This is a genomic window from Pleurocapsa sp. PCC 7319 (assembly GCF_000332195.1).
In the GTDB taxonomy this organism is placed as follows: domain Bacteria; phylum Cyanobacteriota; class Cyanobacteriia; order Cyanobacteriales; family Xenococcaceae; genus Waterburya.
This window is the reverse complement of sequence record NZ_KB235922.1, coordinates 2,393,054-2,409,316: the sequence shown is the minus strand read 5'-3', so window position 1 is coordinate 2,409,316 and position 16,263 is coordinate 2,393,054. Positions and strand designations below refer to the sequence as shown.

Annotated in this window: 17 protein-coding genes and 1 pseudogene; 9 read left to right on the top strand and 9 right to left on the bottom strand. The window is 36.7% G+C overall.

All coding sequences use genetic code 11. The annotated features are described in order from the left end of the window. Positions 1-200 precede the first annotated feature (200 nt). From PLEUR7319_RS40715 to PLEUR7319_RS0114780, 4 genes are all read left to right on the top strand, one after another. Positions 201-530 carry a hypothetical protein gene (locus PLEUR7319_RS40715; protein WP_144054313.1) on the top strand — a complete coding sequence of 110 codons (330 nt, stop codon included), beginning with the start codon at positions 201-203 and terminating at the stop codon, positions 528-530. A gap of 27 nt (positions 531-557) precedes the next feature. After that, a complete protein-coding gene (locus PLEUR7319_RS0114790; protein WP_019506005.1) occupies positions 558-938 on the top strand; it encodes a hypothetical protein in 381 nt (126 codons plus the stop codon). Between the two features lie 380 nt (positions 939-1,318). Next, complete coding sequence (locus PLEUR7319_RS0114785; RefSeq protein ID WP_019506004.1) at positions 1,319-2,428, top strand: hypothetical protein; 1,110 nt, start codon at positions 1,319-1,321, stop codon at positions 2,426-2,428. A gap of 355 nt (positions 2,429-2,783) precedes the next feature. Then, positions 2,784-3,689, top strand: a complete 906-nt coding sequence (locus tag PLEUR7319_RS0114780; RefSeq protein WP_019506003.1) for an alpha/beta fold hydrolase — start codon at positions 2,784-2,786, stop codon at positions 3,687-3,689. 12 nt (positions 3,690-3,701) lie between these two features. Here the strand turns inward: PLEUR7319_RS0114780 and PLEUR7319_RS0114775 are convergent, their stop codons facing one another. The 4 genes from PLEUR7319_RS0114775 to PLEUR7319_RS0114760 form a co-directional block, all read right to left on the bottom strand. Beyond that, positions 3,702-4,973 carry a pentapeptide repeat-containing protein gene (locus tag PLEUR7319_RS0114775; protein WP_019506002.1) on the bottom strand — a complete coding sequence of 424 codons (1,272 nt, stop codon included), beginning with the start codon at positions 4,971-4,973 and terminating at the stop codon, positions 3,702-3,704. A gap of 121 nt (positions 4,974-5,094) precedes the next feature. Further along, entirely contained in the window at positions 5,095-6,903 is a 1,809-nt protein-coding gene (locus PLEUR7319_RS0114770; RefSeq protein WP_019506001.1) for a serine/threonine-protein kinase, read from the bottom strand. Positions 6,904-7,041: 138 nt separating this feature from the next. Further along, positions 7,042-7,581, bottom strand: a complete 540-nt coding sequence (locus PLEUR7319_RS0114765; protein WP_019506000.1) for a GIY-YIG nuclease family protein — start codon at positions 7,579-7,581, stop codon at positions 7,042-7,044. Between the two features lie 55 nt (positions 7,582-7,636). Next, positions 7,637-7,963, bottom strand: a complete 327-nt coding sequence (locus tag PLEUR7319_RS0114760; protein WP_019505999.1) for a hypothetical protein — start codon at positions 7,961-7,963, stop codon at positions 7,637-7,639. A 378-nt stretch (positions 7,964-8,341) separates the two neighbouring features. Between PLEUR7319_RS0114760 and PLEUR7319_RS0114755 the strand changes: the two genes are divergently transcribed. The 3 genes from PLEUR7319_RS0114755 to PLEUR7319_RS0114745 all read left to right on the top strand — a co-directional run bounded on the left by PLEUR7319_RS0114755 (position 8,342) and on the right by PLEUR7319_RS0114745 (position 9,655). Then, a complete protein-coding gene (locus PLEUR7319_RS0114755; RefSeq protein WP_019505998.1) occupies positions 8,342-8,722 on the top strand; it encodes a hypothetical protein in 381 nt (126 codons plus the stop codon). Between the two features lie 125 nt (positions 8,723-8,847). Further along, on the top strand, positions 8,848-9,207 hold the full coding sequence (locus PLEUR7319_RS0114750) for a hypothetical protein (protein WP_019505997.1): 360 nt from the start codon (positions 8,848-8,850) through the stop codon (positions 9,205-9,207). A 64-nt stretch (positions 9,208-9,271) separates the two neighbouring features. Beyond that, entirely contained in the window at positions 9,272-9,655 is a 384-nt protein-coding gene (locus PLEUR7319_RS0114745; protein ID WP_019505996.1) for a hypothetical protein, read from the top strand. 277 nt (positions 9,656-9,932) lie between these two features. Here PLEUR7319_RS0114745 and PLEUR7319_RS35445 read toward each other — a convergent pair. From PLEUR7319_RS35445 to PLEUR7319_RS40705, 4 genes and pseudogenes are all read right to left on the bottom strand, one after another. Next, positions 9,933-11,107, bottom strand: a pseudogene (locus PLEUR7319_RS35445) (RNA-guided endonuclease InsQ/TnpB family protein). A 103-nt stretch (positions 11,108-11,210) separates the two neighbouring features. Beyond that, positions 11,211-11,570 carry a hypothetical protein gene (locus PLEUR7319_RS0114735; RefSeq protein ID WP_019505995.1) on the bottom strand — a complete coding sequence of 120 codons (360 nt, stop codon included), beginning with the start codon at positions 11,568-11,570 and terminating at the stop codon, positions 11,211-11,213. A 359-nt stretch (positions 11,571-11,929) separates the two neighbouring features. Beyond that, a complete protein-coding gene (locus tag PLEUR7319_RS0114730; protein ID WP_019505994.1) occupies positions 11,930-12,325 on the bottom strand; it encodes a hypothetical protein in 396 nt (131 codons plus the stop codon). A 374-nt stretch (positions 12,326-12,699) separates the two neighbouring features. After that, on the bottom strand, positions 12,700-13,065 hold the full coding sequence (locus tag PLEUR7319_RS40705) for a hypothetical protein (RefSeq protein ID WP_144054312.1): 366 nt from the start codon (positions 13,063-13,065) through the stop codon (positions 12,700-12,702). A 189-nt stretch (positions 13,066-13,254) separates the two neighbouring features. Between PLEUR7319_RS40705 and PLEUR7319_RS0114715 the strand changes: the two genes are divergently transcribed. After that, positions 13,255-14,118, top strand: a complete 864-nt coding sequence (locus tag PLEUR7319_RS0114715) for a carbohydrate ABC transporter permease (RefSeq protein WP_019505991.1) — start codon at positions 13,255-13,257, stop codon at positions 14,116-14,118. Positions 14,119-14,190: 72 nt separating this feature from the next. Continuing rightward, positions 14,191-14,553, top strand: coding sequence for a DUF4864 domain-containing protein (locus PLEUR7319_RS0114710; protein WP_019505990.1), 363 nt, complete (start codon positions 14,191-14,193; stop codon positions 14,551-14,553). A 12-nt stretch (positions 14,554-14,565) separates the two neighbouring features. Here PLEUR7319_RS0114710 and PLEUR7319_RS0114705 read toward each other — a convergent pair whose 3' ends face one another. After that, a complete protein-coding gene (locus tag PLEUR7319_RS0114705) occupies positions 14,566-16,215 on the bottom strand; it encodes a hypothetical protein (RefSeq protein WP_019505989.1) in 1,650 nt (549 codons plus the stop codon). Between the last annotated feature and the right edge of the window lie 48 nt (positions 16,216-16,263).

The window sequence follows — 16,263 nt, the reverse complement described above, 5'->3', positions numbered from 1 at the left end:
GTAATAGTTTGATTGGGCAGCTAGGCACTGTCTTATAATTTGAGGGAGAAAGGATCAAAAGCCTCAGCCTCAAAAGCCAAGAATTTACTCAGCCTTCACCGTGCTTACGATGGTGGAGGTGACTTAAGAAATGCTTCAAGCAGATATCAGTAACAATCTCTCCTTTCTCCCTCAAAACTTAAAAGTTGAGGATTCAACTAATGCAACTTAAAAAGCTAATATTCTTTTTCGTTATCTTGGCTTTCTTGTCACCTTCAACAGCAAATAGTCGTGAAATTGATGTAGAAGCAGGTGATGTCAGAATCAGAACTGAGGAAGATGGTCAAGTTTCTGTCGATACAGACAGTAATAGTGTCGAGGTAAACAGGTCTAGTCGTCGTTCCACCCACTGGTGGCAACCCTGGCATTATTTAAACCGTGACCGAAGTAGTAACGATTGTAGCAGCAGCACTTACCAACGGTCTACGCAAAGCACGAGAACTAATGGACATGTGGAGGAAAGTAGTGTATCTACCAGTACTTGCCACTAAACAATGGAAATTTTGGAGAGATAATTAATGAAATTGACAGGGTATTATCTAAGCTTGTTATCTTTTTCAGGCTTGCTCATTGTTGGGTCTTCTGTAAACAATTCGGCTATGGCTCAATGCGTGCAAGCTGATGTGGGAGTTCAATATAACATCAGTGGTTCGGAAGAACCAACAGAACGCAGCAATGATGTAGATATGCAAAGCAATGGGGATTGTAGAGGAAATGCCAGTGTAACCACAGGAGTACAAGGAAACCAAGGTGGCAATGGTTCGGTACGCCAAGACCGGACAGTTCGTCATCGTTTTGAAGATAGCGATAATGATGCTGAAGCAGGGGGGTCAACAGTTCAAATTCAAACTAATCCCCAAATTGATGTGTACAATCCGGCTGATAAATTAAATTACTAAAGTTTTCTAGCGTTGTATACGTAACATACAACGCGAGCTTATTAACTATCATCGATATATCGAGGGAAATATTCGCAACGCTTCTACTGTTTTGTTAATTAATTAATAACGGGTAAATTATTTTTCCGTGTCCCCGTGTTTCTCCATCTCTGCATTAACTCAATCCATCAATTAAAAGTTGACAGATTTTTACTCTCGCGAGAAAAATTTCTGCGTTGCACTTACTCGAAAGGTGACTCCAGACTGCTTGAATTGAATTCAAGCACTGTGCATCGAAATTATATTCATCCTGGCAATACGGAATCATGCTTCTAGTGTTTGTTAGCTCAAAGACTAGTAGGTGAATTTCTAGATCAGAGATCCAATAAAGGAGTTAATTTATGTCTTTAGCTGAAAATGCAATTCCACAACTCGTAATCCAAGAAACTGATATCCCTGAAGGTGATAATAATTACGTTGAGCAAGTTATTAACCAGGATATTATCATCCATGTAATAGAAATCCCCGATTTAGATAATACGGCAGGTATCCAGAATTTTATTCAAACAGATCTCGATATCGGAAATAATAATCAAGTCGCTCAAAATATTAATCAAACTACGGTAGACTTTCCTTTATTTTCTCTTAACTCTGACCAATCAAACTCCCAAGCTATAGACAATAATAGTTTGAGCTTAGATTTTAATGAATATATTAACAATGATGGCGTTTTAGATACAGTTCAATTTACTAGGCAACAAGCATTTGTTGAGGGAAATGATAATATTTTAGATTTTTATTCTGAACAAAGAATCTTCGATATATCTGGGTACGACGAATTTGGGTTCAACCCAGATTATGTGTTTGATGAAACCAAAACTTTTGATGATTTTCTCGAAAATTTTGCTAGTGATAATTTACTCGATTCGGCTCAACTAGGTGTTCAGGATGTTAGAGTTTTTGGTAACAATAATGATGTTATTCAGGAATTAGATCAAAGTCTCGCTACTTTTCTTTTCATAGATGAAGATTATCTCGAAGATTTACCCGAAAATTCATCAGATTTACCTCCAGAGCAGTTTGTTTTTCAAGAAAGTTTTTTAGACACTAATAACAATACTATTGAGCAAACTATTAATCAAAATATCCAGTTTGATTTTAGTTTTAGTGACGAAATAGATGATGAGCTAACAGGTTTAACCGGAACAGAATTAGCCAATCCCAACTTCAATATTGATGACTTTATTTTACCTATATTAGATCAGGCAGTCGCAGGTTCTCCCTTATTTGAAAATCATGAGGTATTAGCTAGTCAAAGAAATCAGCAAATAGCCGATGTCTTTGGTAATAACAATACGGACATTAAAAATAATAATCAAATTATTATTCTCGATGAAGGCGAAACCAGAGAATTTGAATTTGAAAATCCTAATAGTACTTTTGCAGCAAGTTTAGATAATTATTTTAATGGTCAAGATGATTTTGTATTTGCTGATAGCAATTTAATTTAAATCTTTGAATTTAACAGCTATAAGCTGTAAGCTATAAGCTAAGGGCTTTACCCGTTGAATAAAAAGCTAATAGTTAAAGGCTAAGAACAGATTATTAGGGTTTCATGCCTTAAATCATCAAGGTTTTATTTAATATCTATTTTTTTTAGAGATTTCAGAAATTTTTAAGGCTATAATTGCTCTTAGGGTGAATAGTCTCTAAAATTAACCTTGTCACATATGAAGGGACACAAAAACTTTCACCCTTTTTTTTGTGGAAAGTTTTTTAGGACACTTGCTATCTTGAGATTAAGTGTCGAAATTATTAACTTACTATTGCCCTAAAGGGCTAGGTTTCAGACCCATTAATTAAATGATGAGCAATTCTCCTCAATATTATTCTTGGCGAGGTTATCGCTGTGCGTACACAGTTGATAGCTTAGATAAGCCTCTAACCAATACACCCGCTTTGGTTCTGATTCATCCCATTGGTGTAGGTTTATCAGGTATCTTCTGGCAACGTTTTATTGCAACTTGGTTAGCCCAAAATCCTGATTCTGTGGTTTATAATCCTGATTTACTTGGATGCGGTGCTAGTGATATGCCTGCTGTGGCTTATTATCCCGTTGATTGGGCGCAACAAATCCAACACTTTATCGCAACCATAGTTAAAAAGCCTGTTATTCTTGTTGTTCAAGGAGCATCATTTCCCATTGCGATTAACTTAGTACAAAAATCTGCCGAAGCGAACGAGATCAAAGGATTAGTTTTATCTGCTCCTCCTGCTTGGCGCACAATAACAGACAAGGCAAAACCACAACAGCAAAAATTGTTATGGAATTTGTTATTTAATTCTCCCGTTGGTTTAGGTCAGCTTTTTTATCGCTATGCTCGTCGTCGTCAGTTTATTGAATCTTTTTCGATCCGACAATTATTTGCCAAAGCCGAACAGGTCGATGATCATTGGTTAGATGAGTTAACCGCAGGAGCGAAAAATCCTCAGAGTCGTTATGCTGTTTTTTCTTTTTTGGCGGGATTTTGGCGAGAGGATTATGCTTCGGCTATTTCCCAAATTGAACAGCCCACTTTAGTTGTTTTCGGAGAACAATCGTCAAGTATTAGTCGTGAAGGTAAATCCGAAACTCTACAAGAACGATTAGATGCCTATCTTAAGCATCTTCCCCAGGGTCAAGGTTGCTTTATTCCGGGGCGTAATGTGCTTCCCTACGAATCTACATCAGAGTTTGTTCGGGTTGTTGCCGATTTTATTCAGCAATCTTGAGTACAAAATTATTTATCTCCCCAATCTATTCGGAATTCCTTCACAACCTCCAGGTACTGTCGCTCTGGACTTTTCACCACACCAAGAACATAGATAATATCGCTGTTCTTCACTAAGTCGTTTGACTCCAGAAAGATTGGCTTTTTCGACGACAACGCCTGTATGTTTGCCTGTTTCATAGTCTGGTTGTAAGGTGATGCTTCTGGGGGTAGCAGTTTCTACAGAACCATAAAATAAGCGAGTCCCTTTCATATCTGCCCCTGCGAGATTGGCTTCATATAGTACAGTACGAGCAAGATTAGCTTTAACCAGATCGCAATGAGAAAGATTTGCTCGAACCATATTAGAATCGCTTAAATCAGTCCAACGCAGGTCTTGTCCAACTAAATAAGCTCCTGCCAGCATGACACCTAAATCGATTACTCTAGTTCCATAAGGGCGATCTTCTGAATATCCGCCACTACCATCGAGAATTGCTCTCCCTAGACGATTATCTCTTTTGAGAGGAGTTAATAAGCGAGATTGAGATAAAAAACGAATAACTTTGGCTTTCCCATTTTCGTTGATGCTAGAAAGAATTGATGCGGTTCTTCCTTCTGCGATCGCTCTTTCCTGGGGCCAATCTTCTAATAAACCTTCTTCGTTTAAGGTCAAATCGGAAATACCCTGAAAATAAGCATCAATGGTTTGTTGTTGAGTAATTCGGTTTTGTTGAATGGTTAAGTCTTTAGAAATTACATACTGCGCCCAAGCGACATATACAGCTAAGACGGCTATCGAAATTTGACCTAAAGCTCCAATCCAGTCTGCCCAAGAGCCAAACTCATCATATTTGAACTGAGTTAGCCAGTTACCAACGTTGTTATAGACTCCCAGATAATTACACAATCCGGCGATCGCTGCTGTAAAACCTATAAATGCGAGGATAGTTCTTCTTTCTTGAACAGTAAGGAACTTAGTTACCCAGACTTTAACGGAAGTAAAAACCACTCCTAAAGACAGTAATAAAGCTGAGCTGGCACTGATTATTCCCAACCAGGGCAGCCGAAACCATAACCCTAAGACCATTAGCAATACAGCAATGACGATTAATTGAGACTGAGAAAAACTAACTTTAGTCTTATAGTTTTTTTTGGCGATCGCTGGTCGCTTAATCCCTATCGATTCTGATGGCTCTGATTGGACTAGGGACAAAGGTTGTTCATCAAGTTCTACTTTATTGTTTTCTGGCTCGGCTATATTTTCTGGATTAATATCAGGCGTAGAATCAGACCTTTCCTTCATTCTTATAGATTATTCGTATAATATTTCGTCTATCATACTCAAACAGAGTACCAGAATTGTCGAACCAACGAATGATCTACAAATATCATGTTGTTTCTGATTACTGATTACTGATTACTGATTACTGAAATCCCCTTTCCCAAACGGAGATATTAATTCGATCTTTAGAATCTCGTTGTACTTTGCCTTCGAGATTGCTGACCTTAAAGAAACTAAAGTTAGCCTGACGATCATAAACACTACGCAGTTTTTCTTTAACTCCAGCAGGGGCATTTCCCCCCAGCATTTTAGCTAAAGTTTGCTGCATTGCTCCCAGGCTCACTGACTGGTTGAGGGCAACATCAGTTTGTCTTATTTTTCCTGTATCGTCTGATTGATAGCTAATGTTGGCCTGGTCGGGAACAACATCATAATAAACTAATACCTGACTATTAGGTCGCCACCCTCTTCTTGTTGAATTTGGTTCCCCCAGAGTACTCATGAGCTGGCTTTCAGATGTCCCAGTAGTCAAAATTGGGATACTGATTTCGGTTTCTGGTGTTGATGCTGGTTCTAGCTCAATTTTAGCCAGTTTTTTTGGCGGTTTTTCCTCCACGAAAACTTCTGGCTGTTCTTCTGTCGTTTCGGGTTCAGAATTTCGGACTTTTTTCCTAATTTCTGCAGCAATTTTTCTTAATCTAGCTCTTCTAGCAGCATTTTTAGCTGCTTCGTTTCGCTCAACCTCTTTTTTGTCTGCTTCAGCCTGTTTCTGGTCTGATTCTTTCTGGTTGATGTCGTCCTGTTTTTCTATAGTTGGAAACAAATCTGGTGTACGAGTTGGTGGTTTGACCTCAGCTTGTTGAGTTGAAGTTTCTGGCGATCGCAATAAGCTAGAGATCACAGCAAAACCGGCGGCAAAAGTTCCTGCACCTATCCCTATAGCAATGAGCATAAACAAAGCAACATTAGCTAATAAACCACGTTTTTTAGGCTTATTAGCTCCCTTGGGTTCCATAGCAATAGTATGGTGTTTGTTTCCTCGGGAAATATATTGCTCACTAGCAGAATTGCTCCTTGGAGCCAGATTCAAGGTAGCTCCTGTAGGATGAGTAGTTCGAGGGGCATTGAGTCCACTGTTGATGGCAACTAGCATTTCCTGAGCAGTAGCAAAGCGATCGCGAGGGTGAAACCGAATTGCTTGATCAATGACCGCAGCCAGTTTGGGATCTAGATTAAAGGCGTGTTCTTGCCAAATTATCTCCCCAGTGCGAGGATTGGTTTCTAGCTCGTTGGGGGATTTTCCTGTCAACAAGAAAATAGCTGTCAATCCCAAGCTATATAAATCGCTTGAGTATATAGGGCGACCTGCCGCTTGTTCTGAAGACATATAGCCAGGAGTACCGATAGAAGCAGAATAGGTACTATTTGAGTTCTGATTGATCTCAGTCGCCATTGCCTCTTTGACAGCGCCAAAATCGATCAAAAAGGGCAAATTATCCCCTTGACGCAAAATAATATTTTCGGGCTTAATATCTCGATGAATTATGCGGCGACTGTGAACATAATTCAAGACAGGTAATAATTGCAAGAGAATTTGTCTGACTTCATCGCGATGAAGATTACCTTCTCGTTCCCAATATTGATCTAAAGTTAGTCCTTCAATCCACTCTTGAACTAAGTAAAACTTACCATCCTCAGAAAAATAAGCATAAAGCTGAGGAATTTGATTACTGTTTTCTCCCAGCTCTTCCAAGATTGCCGCCTCACGCTGAAAACGCTCCTTCATCCATAAAGGTGTTTTCGGTTGCTTGACAATTGGTTTCAACTGCTTGAGGACACATTTGCGTCCTGAAGGCATATGTGTATCTTCTGTAAGATATGTTTCACCAAAACCCCCTCTACCAAGAGTTTTAATAATGCGATAGCGGTTGTTTAGCATTACAGCTTTCATACTTAGGTACAACGAGTGGTTATATATCCAGAAACAACTCAGTTAGTAGTTAAGAGAAGACAATCATCTCTGATGTTAGGCGTTATCCAAGCTCATCCTTGCGGAATCTTGAGATTGTCGCCTAATTTACTTATTGGTCTACTTTAAGTCTAATAGACCTTTCTCTTTTAGTTTGGGATTAAAACGAATATTCATTTTAACTCCGCGATCGCTTAACTCTTTTTGAATTTGGGCTTCAACCCGTCTGGCTACTTTTTTTCTTATTTTAATTTGTCCTAACTCATCGATCTGTTGATATTGTGACTTTTCTTCCTCTGTCATAGCCGGATTGGCATCAATTGGTTCAGTCCAAACAGATTTTTGGGTTTTATTACCCACTGGAGTTGCTCCATTTTCTTGAATCCAAGCAGAGGCAATATCTTCTAAAATTTTGCGACTGGGACGAGTGATGGTTTGTAATTTTATCCAATAACAGTTGTGCGGCTGACGAACTAAGTGTTGTTTCAGACTCAGGTAAATATCACGGGAATATCCCACGTACTGCATTTCTTGAGCCTGATCGAAGATGGCATATACGCCAATTTTTCCCTGTATATCTTCATCAATACACCCATCATGATCTAAGTATGCCAAATATTCCAAACTAGAAAGAGGCAATATTTCGATTTGGGTAGACATATTAATTAATAATGTTTTTAAACTACTGGTTGAAATTTAACTATTAACTAGATTTCTAATAATTAACCTTACGATAGATAGCGCAGAGTCGGCTTGGTTTAAAGATTTTCGCTTGAAACATAAAGTTCGGTGGTACGTTAATGATAATGTACTCATCAGAATTATGATATTTTTCAAACTCTGAGGGCATCCCCTTGGGAGTATGCTGACTGTAGGGAACAGGTTGAAACAATAGGTCTGTAAACTCTATTTCAGTTTCATGTAATTTTTGGCTAATTTGTGCGGTAAAAGCCTTATTGGTCAACAAACTAAATAAAATTTCTCTTGATTCAGAATTAAGAGTAAAGCTTGTATCAAAGTTTTTGACTATTTTTAAACCCATTTTTAGGCATCGATATATTATCGATTTGTAAAAGAACTAAGGGAAATAGTATCAGAAATTTCAAGTCAAATTCCTGGCTGTTAATTTTCGTATCTCATGATTTCCAGAAAATGGTAGCTCCTTAAATCATTAAAGAAACCAGAAAACTAAAACAGACAAACATCTTATAGCAATCCTAAATAATATTAAAGAATTTCTATTGCCTATTGCCTGTTGTCTATTACCTGACCATTGACAGTAATTTTCAATTCAAATGGGACTATTATAAGTTGTTTGCAAAGTAAAGAAAAAGATAAATTTTCTTAAAATGGAACCCTAACTTCACAGGTGCGTCTAGTTTCTGGACAAGGTTAATTTTATAGAGACTATTTTCACACTATGAACCAACAAATCTTTGCTCATAACAGTAAACAAGTAGTTTTTACTTTACTCGCTATTTCTACTATTGGTTTAGTTGTTTCTCCGGCAAAAGCTGATGATGCACTGATCCAAGAATCAATTCAAGAATCAGTAATTACAGGTAGCGATAATGTTTCGGTACAAAATTCTAATCAAAGGAACCAACAGTATACTGAATATCGCAATCGTTCTGGCTATGGTCGTTATGGTTACGACAATTACGAGGATCAAGGAAACACTGGCATAGTACAGCGTAGTGATCAATTCTGTGATCAGTTAGGTGAGTATAATACTTGCGTTCAAGATGCTCAACAATCTAATGTCAGTCACACTCGTCGTATTCGCCGTAGTCGCTACTAAGTAATCAACTGTTGACAATTACTTAGTGTATTTAGGAAAGATTGAGGAAAAAGCTAGTTGAAGTAAACACTCGCTTTTTCCTTATTTCCTATAGCTGTTTATTACCTGAATTAAAATTTTTTACCATGAAACCAACTAAATTAATGGGGTTAGTGGCAATAGGTATGATGTTACCCAGTACTTTAATTGCTTCTAGTATTTCTGTAAATGCTAGTACAGTTCAAGTAAAAACTTCTAATTTAGAAGCTACTACCCACAGTGACGGAAGTGTTTACGTTAATTCTGGAGGAACCTCGGTAAAAGTTCCCAGTCGTCGCTCCTATCGATATTGGAGTCCATGGCGTTCTTGGCGTTTTCCTTGGCAAAGCTATCGTAGTGTTCCCTCTAACTGTCATCAAAGTTCCTATCAGTCGACTAGTCATGTTACTCGATCTAGTAACAGGATAGTTCAACACAGTGTTTCTTCTAGCCATAAGTGCAATTAAAGGAGTTGAAACTATTTATGAAATTACAAGCTAATTGCTTGCTCGAAGATGAGGAGGAATTGAGATGAAGTTAATCGGATTAGCATGGGGATTACTATCAATTTATGGCAGTTTACTAAGTTTCGATCGGTTTACCTCTCCTGCTGTTGCTCAGTGCGTCCAAGCTGATATTTCCGTCCAATACAATATTAGTGGTTCCCAAGAACCGACTGAGCGAACTAATGATGTTGACTTCCAAAATACTGGTGCTTGTCATGGTAACGTCAGCGTCACCACTGGAGTCCAAGGAAACGTAGGCGGTAATGGCAGGGTTCGTCAAAATAGAATAGTTCGTCACCGTATTGAAAATGGAAATGGTAACAACAGTTACTCAGATCACTCCATTGTGCAGATTAAGAGTAATCCAGCGATCGATGTTTATAATGCTGCTGATAATCTAAAGTACTAAAACAATAAGAGCTTGGTAATGCCAAGCTCTATCTCTATTTCTAGATTGAAAAAAAAGCGATCGCAACCAAGTTAGAAGATATGATAATAGCTCTGCAAAATTTAATCATAACCATCCCATGATAATGCAACGCCCAAAAACTTTTATGGTGTGCGTCAGTTAGTTGGAAAAGAACCAGAGGACGGTGTTTGGATAGCTGTCGTAGATGCGATCGCATCCCCTAAGATTGACACTCCCCACGCATGAATGCGGGAGATTCTTGGTTCGTAGAAAAAACTTACCCTGACAAATTCTCATCAGCCAAGATAGAGGTTTCGTCTCCCCAAGCTTTAGATCCCGTGTGTCCCACGGTACTTAATCCTAAAGAGAGGATGTTTCTGGCTGCATTTTCATCTCGGTCGAGAACACAGCCACACTTACACTTATGAGTTCTGGTGCTGAGAGTTTTAGTTACTTTAGCTCCGCAACCAGAGCAGTTAACAGAAGTATACTGCGGTGGTACGGCAACTGTTACTTTGCCAAACTTATAGCCAAAGTACTCTAACCACACTCTAAATTGATACCAGCCAGCGTCGGTTATCGACTTGGCAAGATTGTGATTTTTACCATCTTGCCAATTCTTAAGTCTTCATAAGCGACTACATCGTTAGATGTGATTACGCACCGTGCCAATTTCACGGCATGGTCTTTACGTTGCCTACTTATCTTAAGATGCTTTAGGGCGTATCTTTTTCTCGCTTGGTGATAGTTCTTAGACTGTGGTTTTTTACTTTTGACGTACTTTTTAGACTTGCTTCGGTTTAAGCGATTGAGTGCTTTTTCACCTCTTCGATAAAACCGAGGATTCTCAATCTGATTCCCTTTGTCGTCGGTATAGAAATAGTTCAAGCCAACGTCTAACCCAATTTCAGAATAAGATGGTTCTACTCTTTCTCGGTTGTCGGCATCGACTAAAAACTGACCATAATAACCATCAGCACGTCTAACTATTCGTACTCGTTTGAATTGTTTGATATCGTACCAATTCAAATCTCTTGTACCTTTGAGCTTGACCCGACCGATATTATTGTGATCGGTGAAGGTTATCTGTTTTCTGTTTTCAGAAAGCTTCCAACCTGTAGTCTTATACTCGACCGAGCGAGAATGCTTCTTGAACTTAGGAAATCCCTTTTTTCCAGGAGTTTTATGTTTACAGTTTTGATAGAAACGAGATATTGCAGCCCAGGCTCGATCTGCACTGCTTTGTCTGGCCATTGAATTTAGCTTGTGAGCAAAGGGGAATTCAGCAGCTAGTACTTTACAGTATGCCGATAGCTGGTATTTTCCTACTCCTTTATTGTCCATCCAATATCGCAATGCTTTGTTGCGTATGAATTGTGCCGTTCTGATGGCTTCATCCATCGCATCGTATTGAGTTGGCTTGGCTTGTATCTTCATCTCTAGAACTAACATGTTCTTATGCTATCATATAAGCATAAACTAACCCAGTAAGTGCTAGCCGTGCCTTATATCCCCATGTCTGAAGCCAGGGGCTTTACGGCACGAATCGGTAAGATTATTCTTCTTCAATTACCTGGCGAATACTTTGTTCTAGGCGATCAAGGTCCAATTTACCCTCATCTCTACTGATACGGCGTACTGTACCATTGACCTGACTAAGATCAGTAAGTAAATCTTGCAGAATTTCTTGTTGTTGACGAGATTGAGTAATTTCTTTGGGTTCGCCTACCAAATCTCGCACGATAGTAGCCTCAGAACGAGAAGCGATAACAGGGTTACTTTCCCCTTCAATATGAACCAAAGTACGCTTTCCAGGTCCTCGATCTTCTTCTATGGGAACTAGAGCAGTAACGCGATCTGAACGTACATATTTGCCAAATCCTAAATGGACTAGAACTGATGATTGAATTTTCATACTTTTTCCGAAGTGATATGATATTGTTTAGTAAACTTTTCAGGCTATAACTAACTACTCTATTGTAAAAAAAATTAAGTTTTTTTGATTAGTGTTACTACTGCTTTTTCAGGTGCTTTTCTCCTCTTGAAATTTAAACAAATATTAGTTAATTTTTTTATTAGTTAAATATTTACGGATTTATCAATATCCTGGGGTCAAAAATACTTGCAATCTAGAACACATCAAACTTCACTACTATCAAAGCTACCCTAATATTAATCCCAGTGGTATTGTTCCTCAAGGACCATTAATTAGTTTTGATTAAATTTCCGTCAATTATCATTGATTCATCAAAATACAGGAAGCTAAGAAACATCTTATACTGTTGATACTTTTAGAGAATATACAGAAAAATGTTCAATTGAAGCATCTTTGATAAATACAACAAAAAAAGTTTGATTATCTTTATCTTCTGTTTGAATATCTAGTTGATATTTTTTCTTAATTTTCAACCCGATCATTTTAAACCAGAAGTTGTGTTTAGGTATATAAACAATTGGACGATAAACTGATGTATCTTGTTCTTTATAATAAAGATCGTTAGCCAAATCTAATTCATCTAAAATATCTGTTTTTAATAACAATAAATTAATAACTATAATTCCTTGTCCTAAAAGCTCATAGTTTTTAACAGCATATTTTTTTAAAAATAATTGATTGTTAATTACAAATTTTTTATTATTACTTTTATATATAGAAAAACTATTTGCCATGGGATATTACTATATTTCAAATCAAAGTTTTTTAATATTATTTAACCTTAATTATTTTAGTTTTATGTAATGTTAAGTAGATAGGCATAATAATTTATAAAACCCAACTAATTAATCTTTTCCCTATCACCCATCCCCTAACCCCTAACCCCGGCAAAAACCGTTTTATATTTAATTTCACCCACCTACTCATTTATTAGCTCTTCTATTTCATATAAGTTGATAAATTCGTTGAATACCTATTGTTACATAAGTACTTAGGGTTAATGTCAAGATAACAGAAAAATTTGTTGATGCCTAGAGTAAGAATATCGAAAAAAGGGTCTAATTTTACGATTGATTTACTTCGTTCTGAAGAGATATTGCTCTAGTCCTCACTTTTCTTCCATCATGACAATTACTCCCCGAGGTTCTTTCATCAAAATACCATGAGAATCCACAATTATTTGGGCTACAGAACTCGCGTCGAAAGCTGATTCCTGTATGCGTTCCTGTAGTTCAAGAGTGCTAGTAATATCATTGATTTCGATTCTTTCCGCAGACAATAGGCGATCGCGTCTATTTTTACTAGGTACGCGGCGAAAAATTCGATGTTGTAAGCTAACCGGGGTGAGGTACGCCGACTGAGAATATTTGCCATCAGCAATCGGTGAAGGGGATCGAGATGTTGGACAATGACAAACCTCATATACTAGGCTGAAAAATAAAATATTTTTTATATATATGAGTATTGTCGTCAATGTTAGACATTCAGCTTTTAGAACAAAAAATAAAAGACGCTCAAGATCATTTAGGAGATTGGCTAAAGTCAAAAGTCAGGAAAATTCTTCAACAACCTGAGGCTCTAAACTGACAACTTAAATATAATTTTATTACCCCAGAACCTGTAACATTAATTTAGTAATGATTCCGGCTTAGTAAAGTCAACTATGTCATCGACCAATCAAAATCAACAAACAGTTAACCAACTATTAGGTAAAGTATTACTCATAGTTGGTATTTGCTCCACTGTAATCTTCTTTTTGGCACCCATTCTCTGGCAAATATTGACTTCGGTAAAGCTAAATGAGGACATATCAGCGATTCCTAATGTCTATTTTCCTGGTAACATAACCTTTGAACACTACAGAGAACTGTTTACTCGTCGTCCATTTGTAAACTATATTTTCAATAGTGCCTTGGTAGCAAGTATCTCAACTGTATTATGCCTTGTATTTGGTTCTCCAGCTGCTTATGCTCTAACGAGAATGAATCTAAAAGGAGAAAAGTTGATTTTGACAGGGGTTTTAATTATTACTTTATTTCCTTATGTACTATTGTTTCTAGGACTATTAGAAATAGTTAAAGCAATAGGTCTAGGTAACAATTACCTAGCATTAATCATTCCTTATACTGCGATCAACTTGCCTCTAACTATTTTAGTAATGAGGAGCTTTTTCCAACAACTACCTAAAGATCTTGAAGATGCTGCCAAAATTGATGGTTATAAGACACTTGGAATGTTGGTAAATATAGTGTTACCGATGACATTACCAGCTTTAGCAACCACTGGTATTTTAACTTTCATTTTTGCTTGGAACGAATATATTTTCGCTTTGACTTTTATTACCGAAGAAGCCAAAAAAACTATTCCCGTAGCTACTGCTCAATTAGGAGGCGCAACGCTATTTGATATTCCCTATGGACCGATCGCCGCAGCTACAGTTTTGGGTACTCTACCATTAGTTGTGCTTGTCTTGATTTTCCAACGTCAGATTGTACAAGGATTAACAGCGGGCGCAGTAAAGGGCTAAACGGGAAAATAAATAGTTTTAAATACGATTCAGCCTTCACAACAGCAAGTTTTATCTAGAAAGTCGCCACAAATGTACATTACAGAACATGATAAGGCAATAATCCGTCAGCTAGTGGAAAAACAGCTACAGGCATTTCAACAAAATGATGGAGAAACAGCTTTTGCGCTTACTAGCCCAACCGTTCAGAGTAAATTTGAGCAAACAGAAGATTTTATAATGATGCTTAAGGATAAGTATCATTGCATTTTTTCTTCTCGTTCAATTATGTTTCGTGGATTTACTCTAATTAGTAATTATCCAGCATTGGTCTCAGTGGTTATGGATCAAGGTGGAAATCTAGCTCAAGGAGTTTTTATTCTGCAACATCAACCAGACTATAGTTGGCGTATTCACGGTTACGAACTACTTTCTATCGATGAGAAAATTATTTAAGTTTTAGATTAACTAATCAAACCAAGATAATATTTGTGCCCGATCCTGATTGAGATTGTTGATTCTTGACTGATACTGATTGATTGTTTGCTTGATCTCTTCTAGTTTTGTATTTGCCATATTGGCGATCGCATCTATCTGTTGCTGATATAGTTGATTTTCTTGCTCTAAGAAAATAATTAAAGTTTGAATTACTTTATCAACTAGCAACCGAATTAAATTTTGATACTTATTTTCAACAGTTCGCTTTAACTCATTTTTATGCTGTTTTAGTTTCATTTTTCGGATATCTTGACCAATCAACAAATTAATTGCCTGAAAAATCAGAATAACAAAACCGATAAATTTACCAGTACCAAAAAACAACTTAGTAATCAAATAGATCCCAGTACCTACTAATACTGAGATTAACAAACGAAACCAGCTACTTTGAGTAAAGCTATAGTCAAAGAGAATTCTGCTATTAGTTTTAAGGCAACTTGAATCAATAAATTTTGCCAAATCTAAGTCAGGCTGTTTTTCTTCTGTTAGAACAGTTTCCATAAGATAAAATTCTTGTGGACATAGTGAACTAATAGTTTCTAATTCAGTATTAATTTTCTTAGTTAGTTGTTCTAGTCCTCCCCCAGCATAAACAAAATTAATTTCTGACCATTGAAATTGCAGAGCGTCGGTAATTTTTTGTTGGTATAAACCTAAAATATAACTATGAATATATTCAGTACAGTTTGAATACTCAACAGTGAGATATATGTACTTTTTTTGCTCTTCTTGAATAATTTTGAGTTGGGATTCTTGAATAACCTGTTGAATAGTAAATATCCAACTATTAGAGATAAATGGATTTAAATAATCACTTCTTGAATGGTTAATATTTTGTTGAATACATTTAAAAAACTGCTGTTTATCTCGATTTATTTTATTGAAAGCTTGACGGATTTTCGACTGATATTGCTCTGGGGGTTCTCCTTGAAGGTATTTATCTTTAGTTTGCTTTATCTCTCGCCATACATTTTTGATCTCTGTTGCAAAAAAATGCTGAATTTTAGTGATTGATTGTTCGACTATCCTGGCTACAAATTTTTCTTTTACTGGTTTAGATAGCTCAAATAGCAACTGCTGATAAACTATAATATTTTGCTCATCATCCAAGTTGATAAAGTCTTCTAAAGGTAATAGTAGCTGATTGAGTTGGGAACAGTTTTGGGCTGCTAGCCAATCTGTTAAATTAGCATAAAGCGTATTTATTTCCTGCTGTTCAACCAAAAGGATTAAACTAATATTATTTTTATTTGCTAGTTTAATTAATTTCTGATGAGCGGCGAGAATATTTTGGCTTGAGTTATAAATTAAACAAATTACATCACAGTCTATAGTTATTTTCTTGAGTTGTTTGATTGGAGAAACAACCTGAAATTCATAAAGCGATCGCAATTCTTGATTAGCTTCATTTATTGCTTGAAATTTTGTTGCCAGAGTTAAACAGGGACTAACAATTTTAATGATAGGTTTATTAGCTATTTTGAGATTATAAATTTCTGAGTCTAGTGTTTCGATTAATTTACTATAACTAGGTTCAGCTAAAACTTTTTGCGATAGATAATGATTACTTTTCTCTAAAATATTAATTAATTTACTAAGTTCAATATGGTTAGACCCCATGGAATAATAAATTTATGATGATAAATTTTATTACAAATAACGTAAAAT